This is a genomic window from Leucobacter celer subsp. astrifaciens (assembly GCF_001273835.1).
Lineage (GTDB): Bacteria > Actinomycetota > Actinomycetes > Actinomycetales > Microbacteriaceae > Leucobacter > Leucobacter celer.
In genome coordinates, this window is the sequence record NZ_JHEI01000137.1 from 145,840 (window position 1) to 169,733 (window position 23,894).

The window sequence follows — 23,894 nt, forward strand, 5'->3', positions numbered from 1 at the left end:
GTGCCCGGCCCGGCCCGGCGCGCCGGCTGTCGCCCCGGGGCCGGTCCCGCCTCCCGGAGCAGGGCGCGATCCGGGGCTCACGGCACCTTCCGATCCCGGATCGCGACCCATTGCGGCCCCGCCCTCGCGGGAGGACAATGCCGTATGGGCACTCTGAGCTACACCGCGACCGTCTCGATCGACGGCTACGCCGCCGATGCGGACGGAGACTTCCAGTGGTCGGCGCCGAGCGGGGAGGTGTTCCAGTTCCACATCGATCGCATGGCGGCGGTGTCGACCGAGGTGCTGGGGCGCAACACCTACCGGCTGATGCGGTACTGGGACGCCGAGCCGGAGGACGAGCCCTGGAGTGCGGCCGAGCACGAGTTCGCCCGCCGCTGGCGGGAGTTGGATCTCGTCGTCGCCTCTTCGACGCTGGATCCCGGCGACCTCCCCGCCGAGGGGGTGCGGCTGGTGCGCGACCTCGGCCTGGACGACCTCGCGCGGATCGTCGAGGATACTCCGGGTGAGGTGGAGATATTCGGGCCGACGACCGCGAGCGAGGCGATCCGCGCCGGCATGGTGCGCGACTTCCGGTTCTTCGTCGTCCCGAAGATCGTGGGCGGCGGGTTGCGCGCCCTGCCCGGCGATGCGCGCCTCGAACTGAGCCTCATCGAGCATCGGATCTTCGAGAACGGCACCGCGTACCTGCACTACGTGCCGCAGCGATGAGGGAGGCCGGGGGATCCGGCCCGCGACCTGCTACCGCAGATACACCGGATCCAGCGCCACGAGCAGCGCCGCTGTCCAGTGGCACAGGAACGCGAGCACCGTCAGCGCGTGGAAGATCTCGTGGAAACCGAAGACGCCGGGTACCGGGTTCGGTCGCTTGAGCGCGTAGACCACCGATCCGAAGGTGTACATCAGCCCGCCCGCGATCACCAGCACCATCGCCGCGGCGTTGGCGTTGTAGATGTCGACGAGGTACATGACGGCGGCCCAACCCAGCAGCAGATACAGGGGCACGTAGAGCCAGCGCGGTGCGCCGAGCCAGAACACGCGGAAGCCGATCCCGAGCAGCGCGCCGGCCCACACCAGCACCAGCAGCAGCACACCCTTGTCGAGGGGCAGCGCGAGCAGCGCGATCGGGGTGTAGGTGCCCGCGATGAGCAGGAAGATGTTGGCGTGGTCCAGGCGGCGGAAGAGCTGCCTGGTGCGCGGCTTCCAGTTGAAGCGGTGGTAGAGCGCCGAGATGCCGAAGAGCAGCATGCTCGAGAGCATGAAGACGGCCGAGGCCCACTTGGCGACGGGCCCGTGCGCGAGAGAGATGAGCACGATGCCGGCCGCGATCGCCACGGGGAAGGTGCCGGCGTGGATCCAGCCGCGCCAGCGCGGCTTCGGCTCGGGGGCGTCCGATGCGGTAGGAGGGCCCGAAGCGGCGTCGGAGGGGTCCGCCGGCGGGTGAGGCTGATCGTGCGAGTGATCGAGCGCGTCGGCGAGCAGCGGCAGTGACAGACTGTCCGGCTCGGGGAACGGCCGTTCGACGTGTTCGGGCTCGGAGGCGCCGTGCGGGGTCATGTGTCGAGTGTATGTTCCGCACAGATCTGCGGGGGCATATATGTGGAAGATCCCCAGCCCGTGATGTTGCCGATGACACCGCCCGATCAGGGGCATCCTCCCGTTCTCGGGCGGTACACTCTGAGGGTGAATGCCCCAGCCACGACGCCGCGAACCGGTCTGCTGTACCGGCTCTACCAGCGGCGCCTGCGCCGGGAGATCGAACCGGGGAGCGTGCCGAAGCACATCGCCGTGATCGTCGACGGCAACCGGCGCTGGGCCAAGCAGCGCCTGCAGGAGCGTGCCGCCTTCGGGCACCGCGCCGGCGCGAAGAAGGTGCCGGAGTTCCTTGGCTGGTGCGAGGAGGCGGGCGTCGACACCGTGACGCTCTACCTGCTCTCGGCGGACAATCTGGGTGCCCGGGATCGGCAGGAGCTCGAGGACCTCTTCGGGATCATCGGGGAGCTCGCCGCGCAGCTGGCCGAGAACCCGCGCTGGCGCGTGAAGCACGTCGGCGCGTGCGAGGGGCTCTCCGAGGATCTCGCCGCGGCGCTCGCCGCAGCCGAGGCGGGCACCGCCGAGCACGACGGTCTGCACATCAATCTCGCGGTCGGCTACGGCGGTCGCAGCGAGATCACCGCCGCGATGTGCAGTGTCATCGAGGAGCACCAGGCGGCGGGCGGGTCGATCGACACGCTGGCCGAACGGCTCACTCCGGAGATGATCGGCGAGCATCTGTGGACCCGCGGTCAGGCGGATCCCGACCTCGTCATCCGCACCTCGGGGGAGCAGCGGCTCTCCGACTTCATGATCTGGCAGTCGGCGCACTCCGAGTTCTACTTCGTCGAGGCGCTCTACCCCGATCTGCGCGAGGTCGACTTCTTGCGGGCGCTGCGCGACTACTCCTCGCGGCAGCGGCGGATGGGCGGCTGAGGCGGTGCCATGCTCTCGACGGTGCCCGGCGGCTCGCGCCACGCGCAACTGCGGAAGGTATGCGATCTGCCGTACATATGCCGCTGAGCGGCGATTGCACCATATCTTCCGCATATCCCAGATGCAAGGCAGGCTGCTCGGCCTCCCGGGCCGCGGAAACCGACTGGTAGGAGGCTGAGATGACGCAGCGGAACACCGATCTGCCCGATCTGAGCGGCCAGCGCGTGCTGGTGACGGGCGCATCGGGCGGCATCGGGGGCGGGATCGCGCGGCGCTTCGCCGCCGCGGGCGCACGTGTGGCGGTGCACTACCGAGGCACGACTGCCGCTTCTACGGACGCCGCCTTCGCGCTCGTCGAGGAGTTGCGGCAGCGCGGCGGTGAGGCCGTCGCGGTGCGGGCCGACCTCTCGGCTCAGGGAGCCGCGGCGCTGCTCGTGGCGGAGGCGGCGCGCGCGCTCGGCGGCCTCGACGGGCTCGTGAACAACGCCGGGATCCAGCCGCTCGCGCCGCTCGCGGAGACCTCGCGCGAGGAGTGGGACGAGGTGCTGGGCACCAACCTCGGCGCCGTCTTCGAGCTGTCGCGGGAGGCTGCGGCGGTGATGGCGGGTCCCAGTCCGCTTCCTGAGCCCGTCGAGGCGGGCGGATCCGACTCCCGACGCAACCGCTGGATCACCCACATCGCCTCGATCGAGGCCAGCCGCCCTGCGCCCGCGCACGCGCACTACGCCGTGGCGAAGGCCGGGCTCGTGATGCACGCCCGCGCGGCCGCGCTCGAGCTCGGGCCCGCGGGGATCCGCGTCAACACCGTGTCACCGGGTCTCGTGGATCGCCCGGGCCTCGCCGAGGCCTGGCCCGAGGGCGTCGCGAGCTGGATCGCGCACGCGCCGCTCGGCCGGCTCGCGACCGCGGAGGACATCGGCGACGCGTGCGTGCTGCTCGCCTCACCCGCGGCCTCGTTCATCACGGGGCAGGATCTCGCGGTCGACGGCGGCATGCTCGCCACTCCCGGCTGGTAGCCGGGAAACCTCCGACCTCCGACGGACGCGCCCCATCCGACATGCGCGTTCCTGTCATCCTGTGCGAGCACCTGTCGTCCTGCGCGAGCACCCGTCGTCCTGCGCGAGCACATCGTCGTCCTGTGCGAGCACCCGTCATCCTGCGCGAAGTCGCAGGATCCACCGCAGCCGGCCCGCACCGCGCTCGCTCGCCCGCTGTCTCGATCCCGTGCTTCGGCTCTTACCGTTCTCTCGGACGGGATCGGCCGGTGCGGTCCGAAACAACGGTGAGCGCCGAGACTCCGATGGGTCCGTGCATGCGCGCGTCGAGAGCGCCTCGAATGTCCGGGGCAGCCGATACAGTGGGCGTGAACGAGAGGGAGGCGCGATGAGCGAGACCATTCTGCGGGCCGACGCGATGCTGACACCCGACGGCGCGATCGCCGGGGCGGAGCTCGCGTTCGACGAGACGGGCCGCATCACCTATGCGGGATCCGCGCGGCCCGATCGCGGGGATCGGGCCGACCGCGTGCACGACCTCTCCGGCCACGTGCTCATGCCGGGGCTCGTCAACGGGCACACCCACTCCGCGATGACGTTGCTGCGCGGCGTGTCCGACGACGAGGGCTTCATGCCCTGGCTGGCCGCCGTGCAGGCGCTCGAGCAGCACCTCACCCACGAGGACGTGGAGACGGGGCTGCAGCTCGCCATGGTCGAGATGATCGAGACGGGCACGGTCGCCTTCGCCGACATGTATCACTGGGACGAGTCCCTCATCGAGCTCGTGCGCGCGGCGGGCATGCGCGCGATGGTCGCGCTCGCCTCGTTCGCGCCGGAGGCCGTCGGGTTCCCGGGGGTCTCGCCCTGGAACGGTGCGGAGGCCACGGCGCAGACCGAGGCGCTCGCCGAGCAGTACGCTGGCGACCCGCAGATCCGGGTCGCCTACGGTCCGCACGCGCCCTATACCTGCCCGCCCGAGTTCCTGAGCGATATCGCGGTGAGGGCCGTCGAGCGGGGGATCCCGATCCACACGCACATCTCCGAGTCGGCGGCGGAGGTCGAGCAGATCCTCGAGCGCTACGGCGCCACGCCCGGCGATCACCTTGCGTCCCTGGGGCTGTTCGACGCGGAGGTGCTCGCGGCGCACTGCGTGCACCTCACCGAGGGTGAGATCGAACTCTTCGCGCGCGTGGGAGCAGCGGTGAGTCACAACCCGGTCTCCAACCTCAAGCTCGGCTGCGGCATCGCGCCGCTGCCCGATTGGCAGGCGGCCGGGTTGCGCGTCTCGCTCGGCACCGACTCCGTCGCGAGCAACAACACGCTCGACCTGTTCGAGGAGATCAAGACCGCCACGATCCTGCACCGCGGGGCGCGGCAGGACGCCGCGATCGTGCGCGCGTCGGACGTGCTCGACATCGCCACGCGGCGGGGCGCGGAGGCGATCGGCTTCCCCGAGACGGGCGCGCTCGAGGCGGGCCGCCTGGCCGACGTGATCGCGCTCGACATGCGCGGATCCGCGGCCACGCCCCTCGACCTCGCTGCGAATCCCGCCGTGCTCACCTCCCACCTCGGCTTCGCGGCCAGCGGGGCCGACGTGCGCCACGTGTTCGTCGGCGGCCGCCACGTCTACGCCGACGGCGAGCACCTCACGCTCGACGCCGCCGCGATCCGCGCGCGTGCGGCTTCGGCCCGCGCGCGTCTGAGCGCCGCCGCGCGCTGACCCGCATCCGTCGCCCTGCGCGCCGCGGTACCCGTGCGTGCAAGCCCCGTCCTCCTGCGCGCGTAAGCTCCGTCATCCTGCGTACTGCGACTCGCAAGCTCGCGCAGCACAGGCTCCGTCGCAGGATCCAGAACCGACGGAGTAGATTCTGCGACTGCGTTCGCCTCGCGACTGTGGTCGCTTCGCGACTGCGGTCGCTTCGCGACTGTGGTCGCTTCGCGACTGCGTTCGCCTCGCGACTACGTTCGCTTCGAGGCCTCCGCGCAGAATGACGAGGCAGGTTTGCCCGCTCAGCGGCTACGATGGCTTCGCGACCCCCCCAGAACGACAGATCGAGAGAGGCCTCCTCACCATGGCACCCGTCCGACTCCCAGCCGATGCCGAACTGCCGCTGCTGCGCGCACGCGTCTCCGATCTCGCCGACCGCGCGCTCGTGGTCGGCGATCCCGGCCGTGCCGCTCGAGTCGCCGAACTGCTGGACGATGCCCGGCAGCTCGCCGCGAACCGCGAGTACCACCTCTACGCGGGCAGCTACCGCGGTGTGCCGGTCACCGTCGCCTCGCACGGCGTCGGCGCTGCGGGCGCTGCGGTCTGCTTCGAGGAGCTCGCCCGCGGCGGCGTCACCCGCATCATCCGGTCGGGCACAGCCGGGGGCATGCAGCCGAACGTGGTCGACGGCGCGATCGTCGTCGCCACGGGGGCGGTGCGCGAGGACGGCGTGAGCCACCAGCTCGTGCCGACGCAGTTCCCCGCGATCGCGACGCCGTCGCTGACGCTCGCTCTGCAGGCCGCTGCCGTCGAGACCGGTCTCGACGTGCACAGCGGCATCGTCGTCACCGGCGACATGTTCTACCCCAGCGACGTGATCACCGGCGTCGATCTGCCCATGTGGCAGCGGGCCGGCGCCGTCGCGGTCGAGATGGAGGCCGCCGCGCTCTTTGTGATCGCCGCGCTGCACGGCATCGAGACCGGCGCGGTCTTCGCGATCGACGGCAACCCGCTCGCCGCGAAGGACGAGTCGATGGACGGCTACGATCCCTACCGCGAGATCGTGACCCGCGCCGTCGACGGCGCCCTCACCGCGGCGCTCGACGTGCTGGTGTCGTAGACGCGCGGCCCGGCGACTCCGCAGGAGACGTGTCGGATGCTGAACGCGAACACGGAGTCCCGGATGGCTGCTTCACTTGAATGGAAGCAGCCATCCGGGACTCCGTGTTTCGGATTCGGGAGGGCGAGGGCGACGGTATCCCGCGCTGCGCCTCCGCGCCTACGCGAGGCGCGAGCGGTCGAAGGCGTCGAGGCTGATGCCCTGATCCAGCACCTGCTTGGCCCACTCCTTCGCGGAGTGCAGGCTGTGGTCGCGGTAGTTGCCGCAGCTCACGGCCTCGGTGCCGGGCACGTCCTCCCAGCCGACGCGCTCGACGAGATCCTCGAGCGAGCTCTTGATCGCGGCGGCGACGGTCTCGGCCGAGGGCTCGCCCCACGCGATCAGGTGGAAACCGGTGCGGCAGCCGAAGGGCGAGATGTCGATGAGGCCGTCGAAGCGGGTGCGCAGCAGTGCGGCGAGCGTGTGCTCGATGGTGTGCAGGCCGGCGGTGGGGATCTCTCCCTCGTTCGGCTGCACCAGGCGGATATCGAAGTTGGAGATGGCGTCGCCCTTCGGGCCGTGCTCCACGCCGATCAGGCGCACGTACGGCGCGAGCACCTTGGTGTGGTCCAGGGAGAAGCTCTCAACCTCGGCAAGTTCGACATCGCTCATGCCGTCAGTGTAGCGAGCGGACACCGGGGCGCTCCGAGTGCGACTCCCGGTTACGAAGAGGGCGCGACGGGTAGCGCGGGCTGAACGCGGGAAGCCGGCAGCGCGGGCGGCGCCGCTGGGGAGGCGGGAGGGCGGTGACGCCCTACGCCGCCTTCGCCAGGTCGCGGCGCGAGAGCGCGATGCGGGCTCGGGAGCCGGGGGCTGCCGGATCCTCGTCCACTCGTACGTCCCAGCCGGCACGGCCGAGTCGCTCGAGATCGCCGAGGGCCTCGTCGAGGCTCTCGGTCTCGACGAGGTACAGTGTGCGTCCCGAGGTGCGGTACACCGAGCGGTGCTGCGCCCAGTCGGGCACGATCATCTCGTGTCCGTCTCCGAGCGAGTGGTAGGGGGTGCGCAGTGGGCGCACCCGGCGCTGCTCGTGCAGCGGGGTGATGTTGTTCTCCATGAGAGGTCCTTTCTGGCGCGCACCTCCGTGGTGCGCGAATTGCGATGCGCACGGCGTACGCCAAGGAACGCCTGTGGAAGGGCTGTCGCCGTGCAGCTGAGCTTCGCGGGGTTTCGCGGAGTTGATCTCCAACGCCCTGGATCTGTCAGAAGCCATCGGGCGGAGACGCGTGCTGTTCGCAAGCTCAGCTTTACAGCATAGAACAGATCTTCGAAAAGCGCTAGTGTGGAGCCGGATCGGGATTGAACCGATCCGGATCCGGATCGATGGGCGCGGGAGCGCCGCAGGGAGAAACCGATGTCTGAGCCCCGTACGCTGCTCGTGTTCGCGCACCGCGACGAAGCCTCGGCCTTTGCCGATGTGCCGCACGTGGTCACGGGCGTCGGCAAGGTGAACGCGGCCGTGTCGCTCGCGAGCGCGCTCGCGTCTGGAGACGTCGAGCGAGTGGTGGTGCTCGGCACCGCCGGCGTCGTGAGCGACGGGCCGGATCGTCCGCACCTCGACGAGGTCTACCAGATCACCGGGGTGGTGCAGCACGACTTCTCGCTGCCGTCGCCCGAGCTGCGCCCGGCCGGCGACGCGATCCTGCCCCCTGAATCGACCGCGGTACTGGCCACCGGTGACGTGTTCGTGAAGAACGACGCGCAGCGGGCCCACATCGCGGGTCTCGGGGCGTCGCTCGTCGACATGGAGGCCTACGCGTACGCGAGCGTGTGCGAGCGCTTCGCGGTGCCGCTGCAGCTGTTCAAGATCCCCTCCGACTTCGCCGACAGCTCGACCACCGATGAGGAGTGGGACACGATCGTGTTCCGCAAGAGCGAGCAGCTGCGCGAGTTCTGGGCGACACGGCTGGCCGCAGCGGCACCGGCCGCGACAGTGCCGGCCGAGACGGTGCCGGCCGCAGCGGAGTCGAGCGGACCGGGGGTGCACGCGTGAGCTCGAGCTTCTTCGCCCTCTTCGACGACATCGCCGTGCTGGCCAAGGCGGCGGCAGCGTCGATCGACGACGTCGCCGTCGGCGCGGCGAAGGCCTCGGCGAAGGCGGCCGGAGTGGTGATCGACGACGCCGCGGTGACCCCGCAGTACGTGCGGGGCATCAACCCGAAGCGCGAACTGCCCGTGATCTGGCGCATCGCCCGCGGTTCGCTCATCAACAAGGCGATCATCATCGCGGCGATCATGCTGCTCAGCGTGTGGGCGCCGTGGGTGTTCCCGTGGATGCTGCTGGTCGGCGGCACCTACCTCGCGTACGAGGGCACCGAGAAGGTGTGGCACTGGATCGAGACCGCGCGCGGCAAGGCGCACGAGCCCACGGTGGAGGAGGTGCTCGAGCGCCCCGCCGCGGAAGAGAAGCAGATCGTCGGCAGCGCGGTGCGCACCGACCTGGTGCTCTCGGCGGAGATCATGCTCATCTCCCTGGCGAACATCGACGCCGACGGCTGGCTGATGCGGCTCATGATTCTCATCGCGGTCGGGCTCTCGATGACCGGTGCCGTCTACGGGGCGGTCGCGCTGCTGGTGAAGATGGACGATGCCGGCCTGTGGCTGATGCGTCGGAAGGCCCCGCGGTTCATCCGCGGCTTCGGCCTCTGGCTCGTGCGGGCGATGCCGGCGGTGTTCCGGGTGATCAGCGTGATCGGTGTGGTCGCGATGCTGTGGGTGGGCGGTCATCTGCTGATCGCCAACCTGCACGAGGTCGGCTGGCATCTGCCGCACGACCTCGTGCACGGCGTCACGCACGCGGTGCACGCGCCGGGCTTCGTGACCTGGCTGATCGACAGCGGTCTCTCGGCCGTGTTCGGCCTGGCCTGGGGCGCTGTGGCGGTCGTCGGGGTGTCGCTCGGCCGCCGGCTGCTGCGGCGGGGGTAGCGCGCACTGATAGCAGAGACCGGCCGGTGAGGGTCGGGTCTCTCGGCCAGCCGCGCACGATGTCCGAGGCGGGCAGTACCGTGGAGTCGTGACAGAGGATCGCCCCACGACGCATCGTCGGACCGTTGCGTCCGCGCCCCGGCATCAGCGCTGGTGCGTACTCGGGCATGCCCCCGACCGCGGGATCGCGGCGGTGGAGGTGGACCCCGGCGGAGAGCGCTCGGCGCCGATCCTCATGGCCGCCGCGGACCTGCCGGATTTCGTCGAACAGCGGGAATCCGCCGCGGCACCGCGCTGGGTCTGGAGCGACACTCCGACCTGGTACCCGCAGCTGCTCCGGGCGGGGGTCCGCGTCGGCCGTGCGCACGACCTCCGGCTCAGCCACGCGATCCTGAAGCACTCGGTGCGCGTACGCGAGCGCGCGGCGCTGTTCGCGGCGGACCGATGGGACGCGGGATCCGGAGCCGCGGAACCCGCACCGGTCGAGTCCGCGCTGTTCGTCATCGAGGAGCCCGGCGCCGCCGCGCGCACGGTGCCGCACGACCTGGAGGCCGCACTCGCGGAGTTCGACCGGCAGCGCACCGCTGCCGCCTCGAGCGATGATCCCGGCCGCCTCGGGCTGCTGCTCGCTGCGGAGTCCGCGGGAGCGCTCGTGGCGGTCGAGATGAGATCGGCCGGCGTGCCGTGGGACGCGGCGGAGCACGACCGTCTGCTGCAGGAGGCCCTCGGCCCGAGGCCCTCCCACGGCGCGAAGCCGGCGCGGATGCTCGAACTGGCCGATCAGGTGCGCGAGGCGCTCGGCGATCCCGGCGCGAGTCTCGACTCGCCGCCGAAGCTGCTGCGGTCGCTGCGCCGCGCGGGCATCGACGTGGAGACGACGTCGCGCTGGGAACTGGCGGAGCACGAGCACCCTGCGGTGGAGCCGCTGCTGCGTTACAAGAAGCTGTCGCGACTGCTCACGGCGAACGGCTGGGCCTGGATCGACGAGTGGGTGCGCGACGGGCGCTACCGTCCCGTGTACGTGCCGGGCGGGGTCGTCACCGGGCGGTGGGCCTCGAGCGGGGGCGGGGCGCTGCAGCTGCCGCGGGGTCTGCGGCCCGCACTGCGCGCCGACCCCGGCTGGCGACTCGTCTCGGCCGACGTCGCCCAGCTCGAACCCCGGGTGCTCGCGGCGATGGCGGGCGACCGCGCCATGGCCGCAGCGGCTCGCGGCACCGACCTCTACACGGGCATCGTCGAGAGCGGGATCGTCGCGAGCCGCCAGGAGGCGAAGATCGCGGTGCTGGGGGCCATGTACGGCGGGACGACGGGCGACAGCGGCCGCCTCGTGCCGCGTCTGCGGCGCGGCTTCCCCCGTGCGATGGGCCTGGTGGATCAGGCCGCCGCCGTGGGGGAGCAGGGTGGTATCGTCTCCACCTGGCTGGGCCGTTCCTCTCCCGAACCGGGTTCCGAATGGCGGGAGCTGCAATCGCGCGCGAGCCTGCCCGGCGCGACCTCGCGCGACGAGGATCGGGCCCGCCGCGCGGCCCGGGACTTCGGACGCTTCACCCGCAATTTCGTCGTGCAGGGCACCGCGGCGGAGTGGGCGCTGGCCTGGCTCGCGGAGGTGCGGCAGCGCCTGGCGGGGTTCGCTCTCTCGGAGGACACCGCGTCGGCGCGGGCCTCCGGCCCGGTGTTCGAGCGCCGTGCGCACCTCGTGTTCTTCCTGCACGACGAGGTCATCGTCCACGCTCCCGAGGAGCAGGCCGAGGCCGCGGCCGTCGTGATCCGCGAGGCCGCGGAGGCCGCGGGGAAGCTGCTCTTCGGGAACGCGCCGGTCGACTTCCCGCTGGATCTGCGCATCTCCGAGCGTGCGGTGAAGGACTGAGCGTGCGGTGAAGGGCTGAGCGCGCAGCGTCAGTGGACCGAGAATCCGCCGTCCACCGGAATCGTCTGTCCCGTGACGTACGCGGACGCCGGACTCGCGAGGAAGATCGCCGGACCGACGAAGTCCTCGGGGATGCCGTTGCGTCCGATGAGCGTTCTCTCGGCCAGTGCCCGGACCGTCTGCGGATCGGAGGAGAGCCGCTCGTTGAGCGCGGTCCGCACGAAGCCGGGGACGAGCACGTTCGCGGTCACGCCCTGCGGCGACCAGGCTTCGGCCTGCGAGCGGGCGAGCGCCTCGAGGCCGGCCTTCGACACCCCGTAGGCGCCGCTGGAGGCGAACGGGCGATGCGCCTGCTGCGAACTGATGTGGATGACACGACCGTAGCCGCGGGCGGCCATCCCCGGGATGAGGCGCTGCCCGAGCACGAAAGGCGCCTCGAGGTTGACGGCCATGGTCGTGTCCCAGCTCGCCTCGTCGAGCTCGGGCATCGGGGGCCGCAGGTTGATCCCCGCCGAGTTCACAATGATGTCCGCGTCGCCCACGGCGTCGGCGAGGGCGTGCGCGCCGGTGCGGGTCGACAGGTCGGCCGGGATCCCGATGAGCGCACCTCCCGCCGCGGTTCCCCCGGTGACCACCTCGTCGATGGCCGACTCGGTGCGGGCCGCGACCAGAACGGTGGCGCCGGCCTGCGCCAGCCCGAGCGCGATCGCGCGTCCGATCCCGGAACTGCCCCCGGTGACCAGCGCTCGTCTGCCGCCGAGTCCGAACGTCTCGGAGAGGAAGCCCGTCCGATCTTCACGCATAGCATCAGTCCTTTCGCTCCTCACAGATGCTACGGGAGCGGGCCGCGCTCCGGAGGCATCTCCCGCCTTCGCGACCAGGCCCGCCACAGGGCGGCGTACGCACCCCCGTCCGCGATGAGTTGCGCGTGAGAGCCCGATTCCACGATGCGTCCGTTCTCCAGGACCAGGATGCGATCGCACACCGCCGCCTGCGAGAGACGGTGTGCGACGATGAGCGCTGCGCGGCCGCGGATTGCGGCGATTGCAGCCCGTTCGAGCACCCCGGCCTCGGCGCTGTCGGCCTCCGCGGTGGCCTCGTCGAGAATGGCGAGATCGGGATCTGCGAGCACCAGGCGGGCGAGTGCGAGCTGCTGGGCCTGCGCCGCCGTGAGAGGGTGGCCGCCGTGCCCGAGCCGTGTGTCGAGCCCGTGGGGCAGCGCGTCGAGCAGCGCACCGGCCTCGACCCGCCGCAGCGCGTCGCGCAGCGCGTCGTCGTCGGCTCCCGCGGCGGCGAGGCGCAGACTGCCGGCGAGCGTGTCGGCGAAGACGTGCGTGTCCTGCGAGAGCAGCAGCGTTCGCTCCGGGCGGTGCATGAGCCCCGAACGCGGCTCGTGCAGTCCCGCCAGGAGCGTCGCAATGGTGCTCTTGCCGGCCCCCGACGCGCCCACCAGTGCGATGTGCTCGCCGGTTCCGATGCGCAGGTCGATGCCGTGCAGAACGTCGTGCGCCATGGCGTTCTCGCCGTCCGTTCGGTCGTAGGCGAAATCGACGCCGTCCAGCCGAGCTACGGCGTCCGGGTCCGTGTTCGAACCGGTTCCCGCGCTCGGACGACTCACCGCAGGTGCAGGGCTCTCCGCGTCCGGACGCGGATCGGTGCGTATGACGCCGACGATCCTCGCCAGCGACGCTGCAGCGGACTGCGCGTCGTCGAGCACGAACAGCAGCTGCCCGATCGGGTCGAAGAGTCGCAGGAAGATCAGGAGCGCGGTGGTGGCGGATCCGATGGTGATGGCGTTCGCTCCGACGAGCCAGAACGCCACGATCAGCAGCGACGCGATGCCGAGGTACTCGGCGAGGTTCAGTCTCGCGAAGAACATGTTCTGCACGATCCTCGCCCGCAGCGCCCACCGCACCACCTCCCAGCTCGACTCCGCGATGCGTGCGCCGTGCCGCTCGGAGAGCCGGTACGCGAGCACCGAGTCGAGTCCCCGCAACGATGCGAGCACGTGGTGCGCGCGGGTGGCCACCGCGGCGCGTTCGGCGGCGTAGACCCCGGGGGCCGTGCGCAGATACCAGCGCACCGTGAACACGTACACGGGCAGCGTGATGAGTAGCGCGAGCGCGAGGCGCACATCGATCACCGCCATTCCTGAGAGGGAGACGGCGATGGTGAAGAGCGCCGCTGTGAAGGCCGGGACGATGCCCGGGATCGCGTCGGAGACTTCCGTGACATCGTCGCTCGCCCGCGAGACCAGGTCGCCGGTGCCGGCCCGTTCGACCCTGCTCTGCGGCAGTTCCAGCGCACGGTCGAGGAATCGCTCGCGCAGCTCGGCGAGCCCGGTCTCGAAGAGACGAGCGGCGAGCACGATACCCGTGCCACTCGCGATAGCCGAGACGATCGCAGCGCAGAGGATCGCGGCGCCGAGCCCCCAGATCCCCGCCGCGTCGGCCTCGTCCGTCGCGATCAGGTCGACCAATCGGCCCAGCGCCCAGGGCGCGACGAGTCCGCAGGTCGCGCCGATGAGCAGCACCAGCACCGTCCCTGCGAATAGCAGTGGGCGGGCGCGCAGCAGCGTCCACGCGGTGGCGAGCGTCTGCGTGCCGGTCGCGATCGGCAGTGCACCGGCCGATCGCCCGTGCTCGTGCGCCTGGCCGCTCATGGGGCCTCTCCGTCGTTCCTGCGCGGGCCGACGGTCACGACCCGATCGCAGACCGCGAGCAGCGTCGGCGACGAGGTGACGAGCACCGTGCTGCGTGCGCCTCTGACGCGACGCAGCCGGTCGGCGATGAGCTGCTCGGTGGCCGCGTCGACGGCCGTGGTCGGTTCGTGCAGCACGAGCACCGGAGCTCTCGTGGCATAGGCCCTGGCCAGTGCCACCCGTTGCCGTTGACCGCCGGAGAGGCGGGTACCGCCCTCGCCGACGGGCGTTTCGATGCCCTGCGGCAGTGCCGCGATCAGGTCGTCGCAGGCCGCCGCGTGCAGTGCGGCCGGGGCCGTTGCTGGATCGGTGCCCGGCACGTCGAGATTCCACGCGATCGTGCCGTCGAAGAGCTCGGCTCGGTGGGGCGCGACGACCATACGGCGCCGCCACTCCCGCAAGCCGAGTTGCGCGGGACCGCTGCCGTCCAAGCGGGCCTCACCCGACTCGTGCGAGCGCATGCGAGCTGCAAGCAGTCGTACGATCCGACCGGCGACCGCCTGACCCGCGACGATGCCGATGCACTCGCCAGGCAGCACCTGGAGCGCGAAGCCCGGCAGGCGCATGTCGAGCGCCGGGATTCGGCGGCCGTTGTCCAGCTGCGCGGGGCTCCCGGAACCCGCTTCGCGCGGCCCGGGAGCATCGGTCCCGGTCGTGGCCGTCGCCTCGGGTGCCTGCAGCACGCTCAGCACCCTCGCCGAGCTCGCCAGCGCGACCGCCCAGATGCGACCGGTATGCGCGGGCATGGCGGTGAGCGGACCGACCACGAACTGCACCAGACCGATCGCCGCGATGAGACCGCCGATACTGATCTGCCCGCTCAGGGCGAGCACGCCCGCGAGTACCGTGAGGCTCGCGACGAATACGCCCGAGAATCCGCTGAGAACACCCTCGTAGACCCCCAGGGCAGACTTCGCCCGCAGCATGCCGACCAGCGCCGTGCGGCTCGTCTCCCGGTACCGTGCACTCGCCTCAGCTTCAGCGCGGAGTCCCTTGAGCACCCGATAGCCGGCCAGCAGGTCCGCCGCTCGGTCGACGGAGTCCGCGGCGAGCGCCTGCTGGTCCAGACTGCGTCTCTGCAGAGGCCCGCCCGCGGTGAACATGCCCACGATCAGCGCCGCTGCACCGAGCGCGACCCCCAATCCCAGCGGCGGTGACAACGAGAACAGCGCGATGCTCGCGAGGATGACGGCGGCGGCCTCTCCCACCGGATACACGCCGATCTGCATCACCGCGGCCAGACGTGCGACGTCGCTCGTCGCGATCGAGAGCGCCGCGCCGTCCTGTTGCCCGTGATCGACACCGGCCGGGTGCAGCAGACGGTCGGCGACCTGGCTGCGCAGCCGATGCTGCACTTGCTGCATGCCGTAGAGGCCGATCCGCGAGCCGAAGCGGAATGCGAACGAGAGGAACAGGAAGTCGATCGCCAGCGCCCCCAGCCACCACAGCAGCTGGGTGAGGTCGCTCGTCGCGATGGCCCGGTCGATCACGACGCCCACGATCACCGGCACCAGCGCCTCACCCGCCATGTGCCCGACGAGCAGCAGAGCGGCCGGAAAGGTGAAGCGCTTCGCCGCGAACAGCACACGCAGAGCGAACCGTCTCGGAGAGGCGTCGTCCACGCGCACGGCCGGAATGCCGGGCGGCTCGTCCGGAGCCTGCAGAAGGGCGGGCAGCCGAAGGCGGAGTCCGAACTGGCTGCCGCCGCCGGCTCGTGCGATCACGCCGTCCGCCCGTCGCGGGGGGCCTCGCCTCGGAGCCCGCCGAGGGGCACCACTTGCGGGGTACCCGCGACGGGATCGGGTACCACGATGCAGCGCAGGCCGAACACCCGTTCGACGAGTTCCGCGGTGATGATGTCCGCGGGTGCCCCCTCCGCCACGATCGCACCGTCCTTCATCGCGATGAGATGAGTCGCGTACCGGGCCGCGTGATTCAGGTCGTGCAGCACCGCGACGAGCGTGCGTCCGCGGCGGTTCAGATCGGTGAAGAGCTCGAGCAGTTCGATCTGGTGACTGATGTCGAGAAACGTCGTGGGTTCGTCGAGCAGCAGGATCTCCGTCTCCTGCGCGAGCGCCATCGCCACCCAGACCCGCTGCCGCTGCCCGCCCGACAGCTCATCGACGAAGCGGGCCGAGAGCTCGGTCACGCCGGTGGCCTCCATCGCTTCGAACACGGCGCGCTCGTCCGTCTCACGCCACTGCCGCAGCAGCTTCTGATACGGGTAACGACCGCGTGCCACCAGATCGGCGACGCGGATTCCGTCGGGTGCGATCGAGGACTGAGGCAGCAGGCCGAGTCGGGCCGCCACCTGCTTCGCCCGGTACGAGTGGATGTCGGCACCGTCGAGGATGACCCGGCCGGCACTCGGTTTGAGCAACCGCGACAGGCCCCGCAGGAGCGTCGACTTGCCGCAGGCGTTGGGCCCGACGATCACGGTGAACGACTCGTCGGGGATCGCCACCGACAGTTCCTCGCTGATGACGCGCTTCTCATAGCCCAGCGTCGCCTGCTCCGCCTGCAGGCGGGCGGGGGACTGGCGGATCTCCGACACGTTCATGCGGCCTTCCTCGTTTCGCGAATGAGCAACCAGATGAGGTAGAGCCCGCCGAGGCACACGGTGAGCAGGCCCACGGGCACCGGGCGGTAGAACTGCGCGATCCCGAGCGACAGCAGATGCGCCGCTGTGAGCAGCGCGGCGCCCATGCACCCGGCCGAGACGACCGATACGCCGGGCGTCCGGGTGAGACGTCGGGCGAGCTGCGGTGCAGCAAGGGCGATGAACCCGATGGGTCCCGCTGCCGCCGTCACGAGGGCCGACGTGGCGACGCCGACGACGAGCAGACCGAGCCGGGCACGTCCGGCTTCGACCCCCTGGGCGAGGGCCGCGTCGTCACCGAGCTCCAGCTGCCTGAGCGCCGGTGCGAGCAGGCCGGCGGCGCAGAGGATCACGGCGCCGAGTACGAGTGAGGGGGCGAGGCTCGACCAGCTCACGCGCGCGAGCGATCCCGCGCCCCAGAACCCCACCGACATCGCCTCGTGGATGTCGGCGCGGGTGATGAGGTAGGCGTTGATCGATCCGAGCGCCGCGGAGATCGCGATGCCGACGATGATCAGCCGGAAGCCCTGCACCCCGCGTCGGTACGCGAGTGCGTAGACCAGGAACGCGGTGAGCAGGCCGCCGAGGATCGAGGCGCCCGCGATCTGCCAGTACCCGCCCGAGCCGAGGAGCAGAACCGTGACGACCACGGCGGTGAAGGCGCCGGCGTCGAAGCCGATGACGTCCGGAGAGCCGAGCGGGTTGCGCGTCAGGGACTGGAAGATCGCCCCTCCGATCCCCAGCAGGGCCCCGAAAGCCACAGCCGCGATAGCGATGGGCAGCCGCCACTCGAGGACGATGGTGCGGTGCAGTTCGTCGCCGTGCCCGAGCAGTGCCTGCGCCACCTGCTGAGGAGAGAGGGGATACTCGCCGAGACTGATCGCGAGCACGGCCGAGATCGCAGCGAAGACGATGAGCACGACGTTGATCGCGAAGCTGCGCGTATGCACTCGAAGAGCGATCAGCCGCCCGCGGCGAACATCCCGGTGGGTGTACCCGGGATCCACGTGGAAGCTCGGGGCGCGTGTTCCGGTCACAATCCGCTCGCCTTCCTGCGGCGCACGAGCGCGATGAGTACCGGGGCCCCCACTACGGCAGTCAGAATACCGACCTCGATCTCTCCCGGACGCGCGATGACACGTCCGATCACGTCCGCCGCGAGCACCAGGGCGGGAGACGCGAGGAAGGTGCCGATGAGGATCCACCGCTGGTCGGGGCCGGTGAACCACCGCACTACGTGCGGCACCATCAGCCCGATGAAGGCGATGCCTCCCGTGAGTGCGGTGGCGCCGCCCGCGAGCAGCGTGACCGCCACGACTCCGATGACTCGCGTGCGTACGAGGTTCGCGCCGAGCGAGGCCGCGAGTTCGTCCCCGAGAGCGACGGCGTTGAGGGATCCCGAGATGAACGCGGCCAGCAGAGCGCCGGCGGCGAGGAAGGGAAGCACCGCCAGGGTGTCTTCGAGGCTGGTGCGGGCGATCGATCCGATGCCCCAGCTGCGGATCGCGCGGAAGGTCTGCTCGTCGATGAGCGACAGGAATGTCGAGAATCCCGTGAGCACGGCGGAGAGGGCGACGCCCGCCAGTACGAGCGTGACGGGAGAGGCGGATCCGCGTCCGGCCGAGCCGATGAGGTAGACGAGCACGGTGGCGATGATCGCTCCGAGAAAGGCGAACCAGATGTAGCCGGTGATCCCGCCGAGGCCGAAGAACCCCACGCCCAGCGTCACCGCGAAACCGGCGCCGGCGTTGACGCCGAGGATGCCGGGATCGGCCAGCGGATTGCGCGTCAGCGCTTGGATCAGCGCGCCCGCGAGACCGAACGCGGCCCCGGTCGCGATGCCGACGATGGTCCGCGGCACCCGCAGCGTCCATACGATCACCGACGCCTCGGAGTCGTCCGGGTGCCAGAAGCCCTGCCAGATCTGCGCAAAGGGGAGAGGGTTCGCGCCGATGGCGAGACTCGTCAGCGCGATCGCGGCGAGGGCGATCGCGGCGACGAGTACCGTCAGCAGACGCCGTGAGAGCGCCGTCGAGACGTCGGTGCGAGGGATCACTGCTCCGAGGCCTGCAGCGCCTGCTCCCCGAAGCCCGCGAGCCGATCGATGAGCCAGGGCACGCTGATCGCGCTCTGCACGTTCAGCCCCCACGCGAAGGAGTTGATTCCGGTCTTCTGGTCGGCGGGATCGATGACCGTACGTCCTTCGGCGACGGCCGGTACCGCCCGGAAGAGCGGCGACTCCACGAAGTAGTCGGCGGAGCCGTCCTCGAACGTGCTGACCAGCAGGAAGTCCGCGTCGATCAGCCCGATCATCTCGTCGCTGATGGCCTCGTCGCTCTCGAACCTCGCGGCGTTGTCGGGCAGATCGAATCCGAGTTGTTCGAAGAGCGTCGCAGTGTCGGTGCCGGGGGCGCTGACGTACGCCGCACCGTAGTCCTCCTCGTAGACGATCACGTGCGCGGCCGTCCTCCCCGCGAACCCGGGGTGCTCGTCGCGGCTGTCCGAGACGAGCCGTTCGGTCGAGGCGATCACCCGGTCGGCCTCTGCGGAGAGGTCGACCGACTCGGCCAGCCGTTGTGTCGTCTCCTGCCAGGACAGTTCGCCGCCCTCGGCGTAGAGCACCGGAGCGATCCTGCTGAGCTGTTCGAAGCGCGCCCGATCGAAGCTGTCGTAGGCGTACAGTGCGACGATCAGATCGGGGTCGGAAGCCGCCACGGCCTCGGCCGACACCTCGGCGCCCGCGTTCGATTCCCAGAGCGTCTCGATACCCGCAATCGCGTCCGGGTCGAGCCAGGGATTGCGCTCGATGGTCGAGGGAGCGAAGACCGGCGTGCCGCCGATTGCGATCAGCGCATCGGTGTCCACCGTCGAAGCGGTGACGATGGCGACCCTCTCGGGCCGCTGCTCGAGCACGGTCTCGCCGAACGGGCTGTCGAGCGTGAGCGGGTAGTCCGTGCTCCCCTCCGCGGTGGGAAGCAGAGCGGCCGCTGCGCCGGACGGCTCGTCGCCGGGGGAGGGGCTCGCGCACCCGGCGAGGGCGGTGAGAGCCACGGTCGCGGCCAGGGTCGATGCGAGGACCCTGCGGCGGAGGTGCGGGAGGAAGGTCATGCGTGATCCTTGTCGTTGCGGGTCAGTTCGTAGAGGGTGTACCCCCAGCCGATGGTGCTGCGGGCGATGATCGAGAGCGAGGCTGCCTCGAAGAGACGTCGATGCTCCTCGTCGTCGCGGGCCCCGCCGCCGGTGAGCGCGAACCCGATGAGGTCGTGCTCGTAGTCGTGTTCGTCGGCGAGCGCCGGATCGAGCACCTCGGAGAAGACGAGCACGGAGCCGCCCTGAGCGAGTCCCAGTGCTGCTCGGCGGAGCAGATGCACCGCATCGGCGTCGGCGAGGCGCGCGAGCGCCCCCGAGAGCAGTACGGCGTCGACGGGCTGCTCCGGCCCGCTCAGCGGTCCGGCCGGCTCGTAGCGCACGCGATCGTGATCCCCGTGCAGGCGCTGCATCGCCTCGATCTCCGAGGGAGCGGCGAGGATCGTGATGCGCTGCGCGGAGTGCGCGCTCGCGAGTGACGCCGCGAGTGACGCCGCGCCCTCCCCGATGATCGCGACGTCCGCGCGGTCGGAGAACGCGCTCGCTTCGGCGAGAGCGCCGGCGACGTAGACCGCGTCCTCCGCCTCGTGCTCGATCCGTTCGTCGAGCAGAACCCCGGGTGCGAGCGACCGGTCGAGCCATTCCTGGCCGAACCAGCGGACGTGATCCCCGGCACCGTCCCTGACGGCAGCCAGCAGCGAGAGCGCGGCAGCGAGTTCACGGGCGGCATGCGCGCGCTCGAGATGCAGGCTCTCCATCACATCGTCGTCTTCGAGTTCGCGACCCAGACTGGTGAGACGGAAGCCGCCTCCGCTCGGCTCGACGACGTCGAGGGCCGCGAGATAGCGCAGCAGTTTCGCGAGTCCGAGGCGGTCGCAGCCGGTGCGCGAGGCGAGCGAGTCGAGGTTCTGCTCGCCGCCGTCGAATGCGGCGGCGAGGCCGAGAGTCGCCGCGATGCGCACCGCGAAGCCGGGCAGCAGCTCGCTCAACTCGTGGAAACGAGCTCCCTCGTCCTGGCTCGCCTCGAGATCCTGCACCGTCGCGTCGTCGTCCGTGAGCACCACCTCTCGGCGGCGCCAGTACCCGGTGACGTCGACCTGCGACTTGGACAGCTGCTGCTCGTTGCGCAGCCAGCGGCGGATCGGAGTCAGCGTGAGCGTCTCGCCCGCGACCCAGGCGAACACGGTGCCGGGCCACCACTCGGCGGACCGGATCGCGTCGAACAGCAGCGTCGTCGTACCGGGCTCTGCGCCGTCGCGGCTGAGCCACGTGACCTCCACGCCGTCGTGCTCCGGCAGCTGCTGCCGGTGCTGCGGCTCGGCGATCTCGATGAACACCTGGGCTCGCGCTCCCGCAGGCCACTCCTCGAGCCAGCGGCCGATCGCCGGCAGAGCAGTCTCGTCGCCCGCGATGAGCACCCAGTCGGCGCCGTTCGGATGCGGAGCCGACATCTTCGGGCCCGCGATCTGCATCCGCTCGCCCGGTTGCACTCTGCAGGCCCAGGAGGTGGCGGGGCCGACGCCGTGCTTGACGAAGTCGACGTCGATCTCGCCGGCCTGCGGGTCCCAGCGGCGCACGGTGTAGGTGCGCAGCAACAGGTGCTCATCGCCCCTCGGCCAGTTCAGCACGCCGTCCGCCTGGGTCGGGCCGACGGGTTCGGGCGCATCGGGGTGATGCAGCAGGATCTTGAACTCGTCGTCGAACCCGTCCGAGCGGAACGCGGCCACCGGGTAGCCGTTCGTCGCGGTGTGCGCCGCGAGCTCGGGGCCGCCGAGCGTCACGCGGCGCATGCCGGAGGTGACATCGGCGACGCGGAGCACCTCGAGGGTGCGGGTGGTGATGGGGAAGACGGTGAGCGGCCGCAGGCTGCTACTCATGAGGACTCCTCGGTTTGCGGTCGGGGTCGCGCCCTCGGGGCGGCTCAGCCGAACAGGCCGGCGAAGGCGTTGGTGAGTTCGCCGACAGCCCAGCGGTGGGTAAGCGCGTTGGGGTAGGCGAAGGCCCAGGCGAGGTCGAGACCGCCGGTCTCGGGATTGGGATCGATGTAGGCGACCTTCTCGGCCTGCACTGCACCGAGCTGCTGGTAGAGGCCGTTGTCCTCGAGCCAGGCCGTCGCCTCCTCGACCGTGCCCTCGCCGCCGTGGCGGGCGACGACGAGCGCCTCGGCGTCGACGAGGCCGACGTTCTCGATGGCGACGTCGCCCCAGTCGAAGGCGCTCAGCTGCGCCACGTTCGGGTGCTCTGCGAAGCCGAGCTGCTCGAGCAGCTCCTCAGCAGGGGATCCCGAGGTGTTCACGAACTGGATACCGGCCTCCTGTCCGCGGTTGATGATGATCGAGACCGTGCGATCCTGGTACTCGGGGTGCGCTTGCGCGGCCTCGACGATGCTCGCCTCGGTCTCCTCGATCTGCTGCTCGGCGAGGACGCTCAGATCGGTCGCCTCTCCGACACCGCGGATCAGCTCGCGCCAGTCCCAGGCGTAGTCGCCGGAGGGCTCGACTGCGAGCACAGGCGCGATCGTTGAGAGTCGCTCGAAGTCGTCCTCGAGCTTGCCGTAGGTGCTCGCCACGATCAGATCGGGCTGGGCGGCGAGCAGCGCCTCGAACTGGAAGCTGTCGGCCCACGGGTCTACGAACGCTCCGATCTCGTCGAACCGGGTTCCCTCGATCCACGGGTAGCTGCCCGAATCGGAGCCGATGACCGGAGCGATATCGAGAGCGAGGGCCGACTCCTGGTCGCCGAGGCCGCCGATGACGGCGACGCGCTCGGGGCGATCCTCGAGCACCGTCTCGCCCCAGGGGGTCTCGAGCTCGAGCGGATATTCGGTCGTGCCCTCGGCGGGCGGCAGCAGCGCCGCATCGCCGGAGTTCGGTGCGCCTGCTGCCGTCTCGCTCGACGGGGCGCAGCCCGACAGGACGATCAGGGCGGCGAGTGCGGCGGCTACGGCGGTGCGGCTGCCGGAGCGGGTCATGGTGGGCATGGCGATATCGGTGCTTTCTGGATCGTCGGCGAGGTGGAATCGGGGATGGAGCGTTCCGCGTCAGAGGAGAGAGCAGCGCGAAGCGGGCTCACATGAGATCTAGGTTAGGTGACGCTAAGCTTCATCTGAGTGCAGTTTTCGACAGCTTGCGGGCGCTATGCGACAAACGGGGGATCGCCTGCACCCCACGGACGCGGAGCAGGAGGACGGCATGCGGATTCCGACCGCGCAGACGCGCGGATCCGGCACCCTGGATCCGCGTGGACCGAAACGGCTCCACCTGCCGCCCGTCAGCATTCCGGAGCGGGTGCACTTCGATGAGCACATGATGCTGTGGCAGGCCAGGGGCAGCTCCGAGGCGGTGCTCGACGGGATCAGCCATTCGCTCACAGTGGGGCACGCGATCTGGATGCCGGCCGGTACGAAGCACGTGCTGCACGTGCACGAGGACTCGGTGATGCTGCCCATGTTCTTCGAAGCGGCCGATGTCGCCACCACACTGCGCGGCACGGCGACGGTGCGCGTCGATCACGAGCTGCGCACGCTTTTCCTCGCTTATATCCAGTCGCAGCAGACCATCATCAGGCCTGACGCCGATATCGCGCGTCAGATCCTCTCGAGTCTCGAGCGCCAGCCCGTGCTCTCCACGAACCTCGTCATGCCGGTCTCCGAGGCCGCGGGCGGCATCGCGGAGATCCTGCGTTTCAACCCGGGGGACAGCCGCACCACCGAGGAACTCGCGGCTCACGTGCACGCCTCGTTGCGCACGGTCGAGCGGGCGTTCAAGGCCGAGACCGGCATGACGCTCCGGGAGTGGCGCATCCAGAACCGTATGGAGTGCGCCGTCGAGCTGCTGCGCTCCGTGCGCGGCGTCGACGCGGTCGCCCACCGGGTGGGATACACGAACACGAGCGCCTTCCGCAGGGTGTTCAAGGCGCACTTCGGCATGACGCCGAGCGAGTACGTCACCCGCTACGTCGCGGTGTGACGGTCCGCGTACCATGTGGGAATGGACCGCGCCAGGATCTCCGCCGTGCACCTCGTCGACGTGTTCGCCTACCTCCTGGTGCTCGGTGTGTTCACGCAGTTCTTCCCGGAGATCATCAGCGAGTCCTTTCTGACCTCCCTCGTGACGGCGATCCTGCTCAAGGTCGTGCTCGAGGTCGTGGTGCGGGTGAAGACCGGAATCGTCGGCAGGATGAAGAGCGCGGAGACATCGCGTGCGCGCGCCATCGCCGGCGTGTGCCTCGTCGCCGTCGCCGCCGGCAGCAAGGCGGTGATCCTCTGGCTCACCGACGTCATCCTCGGTGACGCGGTGCATCTGGGCGGGTTCTTCGCCGTCACGCTGCTCGTCGTCGTGCTGATGGTGGTCCGGACCCTGCTGAGAGGTCTCATCAGGTAGGG

General features: G+C 70.5%; 22 protein-coding genes. 10 read left to right on the plus strand and 12 right to left on the minus strand.

What is annotated here, in order from left to right; all coding sequences use genetic code 11:
• Positions 1-144 precede the first annotated feature (144 nt).
• On the plus strand, positions 145-711 hold the full coding sequence (locus AMS65_RS11230) for a dihydrofolate reductase family protein (RefSeq protein ID WP_053384262.1): 567 nt from the start codon (positions 145-147) through the stop codon (positions 709-711).
• Positions 712-741: 30 nt separating this feature from the next.
• Here AMS65_RS11230 and trhA read toward each other — a convergent pair whose 3' ends face one another.
• Positions 742-1,557 carry a PAQR family membrane homeostasis protein TrhA gene (gene trhA, locus AMS65_RS11235; RefSeq protein ID WP_053384263.1) on the minus strand — a complete coding sequence of 272 codons (816 nt, stop codon included), beginning with the start codon at positions 1,555-1,557 and terminating at the stop codon, positions 742-744.
• 126 nt (positions 1,558-1,683) lie between these two features.
• Here trhA and AMS65_RS11240 point away from each other — a divergent pair, with 126 nt between their 5' ends.
• The 4 genes from AMS65_RS11240 to AMS65_RS11255 all read left to right on the plus strand — a co-directional run bounded on the left by AMS65_RS11240 (position 1,684) and on the right by AMS65_RS11255 (position 6,292).
• On the plus strand, positions 1,684-2,469 hold the full coding sequence (locus tag AMS65_RS11240; protein ID WP_053384303.1) for an isoprenyl transferase: 786 nt from the start codon (positions 1,684-1,686) through the stop codon (positions 2,467-2,469).
• A gap of 179 nt (positions 2,470-2,648) precedes the next feature.
• Complete coding sequence (locus AMS65_RS11245; protein WP_053384264.1) at positions 2,649-3,485, plus strand: SDR family NAD(P)-dependent oxidoreductase; 837 nt, start codon at positions 2,649-2,651, stop codon at positions 3,483-3,485.
• Positions 3,486-3,852: 367 nt separating this feature from the next.
• Entirely contained in the window at positions 3,853-5,184 is a 1,332-nt protein-coding gene (locus AMS65_RS11250) for an amidohydrolase (protein WP_053384265.1), read from the plus strand.
• 352 nt (positions 5,185-5,536) lie between these two features.
• The gene (locus AMS65_RS11255) at positions 5,537-6,292 is read left to right on the plus strand and encodes a nucleoside phosphorylase (protein WP_083451647.1); all 756 of its coding nucleotides are present in this window, start codon (positions 5,537-5,539) and stop codon (positions 6,290-6,292) included.
• Between the two features lie 159 nt (positions 6,293-6,451).
• Here AMS65_RS11255 and AMS65_RS11260 read toward each other — a convergent pair whose 3' ends face one another.
• The gene (locus AMS65_RS11260; protein WP_053384305.1) at positions 6,452-6,943 is read right to left on the minus strand and encodes an S-ribosylhomocysteine lyase; all 492 of its coding nucleotides are present in this window, start codon (positions 6,941-6,943) and stop codon (positions 6,452-6,454) included.
• Positions 6,944-7,085: 142 nt separating this feature from the next.
• Complete coding sequence (locus AMS65_RS11265) at positions 7,086-7,388, minus strand: hypothetical protein (protein WP_053384266.1); 303 nt, start codon at positions 7,386-7,388, stop codon at positions 7,086-7,088.
• A 297-nt stretch (positions 7,389-7,685) separates the two neighbouring features.
• Here AMS65_RS11265 and AMS65_RS11270 point away from each other — a divergent pair, with 297 nt between their 5' ends.
• The 3 genes from AMS65_RS11270 to AMS65_RS11280 all read left to right on the plus strand — a co-directional run bounded on the left by AMS65_RS11270 (position 7,686) and on the right by AMS65_RS11280 (position 11,123).
• The gene (locus tag AMS65_RS11270) at positions 7,686-8,324 is read left to right on the plus strand and encodes a phosphorylase family protein (RefSeq protein ID WP_083451648.1); all 639 of its coding nucleotides are present in this window, start codon (positions 7,686-7,688) and stop codon (positions 8,322-8,324) included.
• Positions 8,321-9,256 (plus strand): DUF808 domain-containing protein, encoded by a 936-nt coding sequence (locus AMS65_RS11275; RefSeq protein WP_053384267.1) that lies wholly within the window; start codon positions 8,321-8,323, stop codon positions 9,254-9,256. Before AMS65_RS11270 ends, AMS65_RS11275 begins: the two co-directional genes overlap by 4 nt.
• 88 nt (positions 9,257-9,344) lie before the next feature.
• The gene (locus tag AMS65_RS11280) at positions 9,345-11,123 is read left to right on the plus strand and encodes a bifunctional 3'-5' exonuclease/DNA polymerase (RefSeq protein ID WP_075200961.1); all 1,779 of its coding nucleotides are present in this window, start codon (positions 9,345-9,347) and stop codon (positions 11,121-11,123) included.
• Between the two features lie 29 nt (positions 11,124-11,152).
• Here the strand turns inward: AMS65_RS11280 and AMS65_RS11285 are convergent, their stop codons facing one another.
• The 9 genes from AMS65_RS11285 to AMS65_RS11325 are packed head-to-tail and all read right to left on the minus strand — an operon-like array spanning position 11,153 to position 22,490.
• A complete protein-coding gene (locus AMS65_RS11285) occupies positions 11,153-11,926 on the minus strand; it encodes an SDR family NAD(P)-dependent oxidoreductase (protein WP_053384268.1) in 774 nt (257 codons plus the stop codon).
• A gap of 29 nt (positions 11,927-11,955) precedes the next feature.
• Complete coding sequence (locus AMS65_RS11290) at positions 11,956-13,785, minus strand: ABC transporter ATP-binding protein (protein ID WP_053384269.1); 1,830 nt, start codon at positions 13,783-13,785, stop codon at positions 11,956-11,958.
• Positions 13,782-15,548: an ABC transporter ATP-binding protein gene (locus AMS65_RS11295; RefSeq protein ID WP_075200962.1), complete on the minus strand. Its 1,767-nt coding sequence runs from the start codon at positions 15,546-15,548 to the stop codon at positions 13,782-13,784. Before AMS65_RS11295 ends, AMS65_RS11290 begins: the two co-directional genes overlap by 4 nt.
• Complete coding sequence (locus AMS65_RS11300; RefSeq protein ID WP_053384270.1) at positions 15,545-16,384, minus strand: ABC transporter ATP-binding protein; 840 nt, start codon at positions 16,382-16,384, stop codon at positions 15,545-15,547. Before AMS65_RS11300 ends, AMS65_RS11295 begins: the two co-directional genes overlap by 4 nt.
• Positions 16,381-17,460 (minus strand): FecCD family ABC transporter permease, encoded by a 1,080-nt coding sequence (locus AMS65_RS20030; protein ID WP_053384271.1) that lies wholly within the window; start codon positions 17,458-17,460, stop codon positions 16,381-16,383. Before AMS65_RS20030 ends, AMS65_RS11300 begins: the two co-directional genes overlap by 4 nt.
• Entirely contained in the window at positions 17,457-18,479 is a 1,023-nt protein-coding gene (locus AMS65_RS20035) for a FecCD family ABC transporter permease (protein WP_053384272.1), read from the minus strand. The genes AMS65_RS20030 and AMS65_RS20035 overlap by 4 nt, the downstream gene beginning before the upstream one ends.
• Entirely contained in the window at positions 18,476-19,531 is a 1,056-nt protein-coding gene (locus AMS65_RS11315; protein WP_053384273.1) for an ABC transporter substrate-binding protein, read from the minus strand. Before AMS65_RS11315 ends, AMS65_RS20035 begins: the two co-directional genes overlap by 4 nt.
• The gene (locus AMS65_RS11320; protein ID WP_053384274.1) at positions 19,528-21,387 is read right to left on the minus strand and encodes a siderophore-interacting protein; all 1,860 of its coding nucleotides are present in this window, start codon (positions 21,385-21,387) and stop codon (positions 19,528-19,530) included. The genes AMS65_RS11315 and AMS65_RS11320 overlap by 4 nt, the downstream gene beginning before the upstream one ends.
• Before the next feature lie 44 nt (positions 21,388-21,431).
• Positions 21,432-22,490, minus strand: a complete 1,059-nt coding sequence (locus AMS65_RS11325; protein WP_053384275.1) for an ABC transporter substrate-binding protein — start codon at positions 22,488-22,490, stop codon at positions 21,432-21,434.
• A gap of 211 nt (positions 22,491-22,701) precedes the next feature.
• Between AMS65_RS11325 and AMS65_RS11330 the strand changes: the two genes are divergently transcribed.
• Both AMS65_RS11330 and AMS65_RS11335 read left to right on the plus strand, forming a co-directional pair.
• Entirely contained in the window at positions 22,702-23,478 is a 777-nt protein-coding gene (locus AMS65_RS11330; protein WP_053384276.1) for a helix-turn-helix domain-containing protein, read from the plus strand.
• A 21-nt stretch (positions 23,479-23,499) separates the two neighbouring features.
• Positions 23,500-23,892 (plus strand): hypothetical protein, encoded by a 393-nt coding sequence (locus tag AMS65_RS11335; protein ID WP_053384277.1) that lies wholly within the window; start codon positions 23,500-23,502, stop codon positions 23,890-23,892.
• The last annotated feature ends 2 nt before the right edge of the window (positions 23,893-23,894 follow it).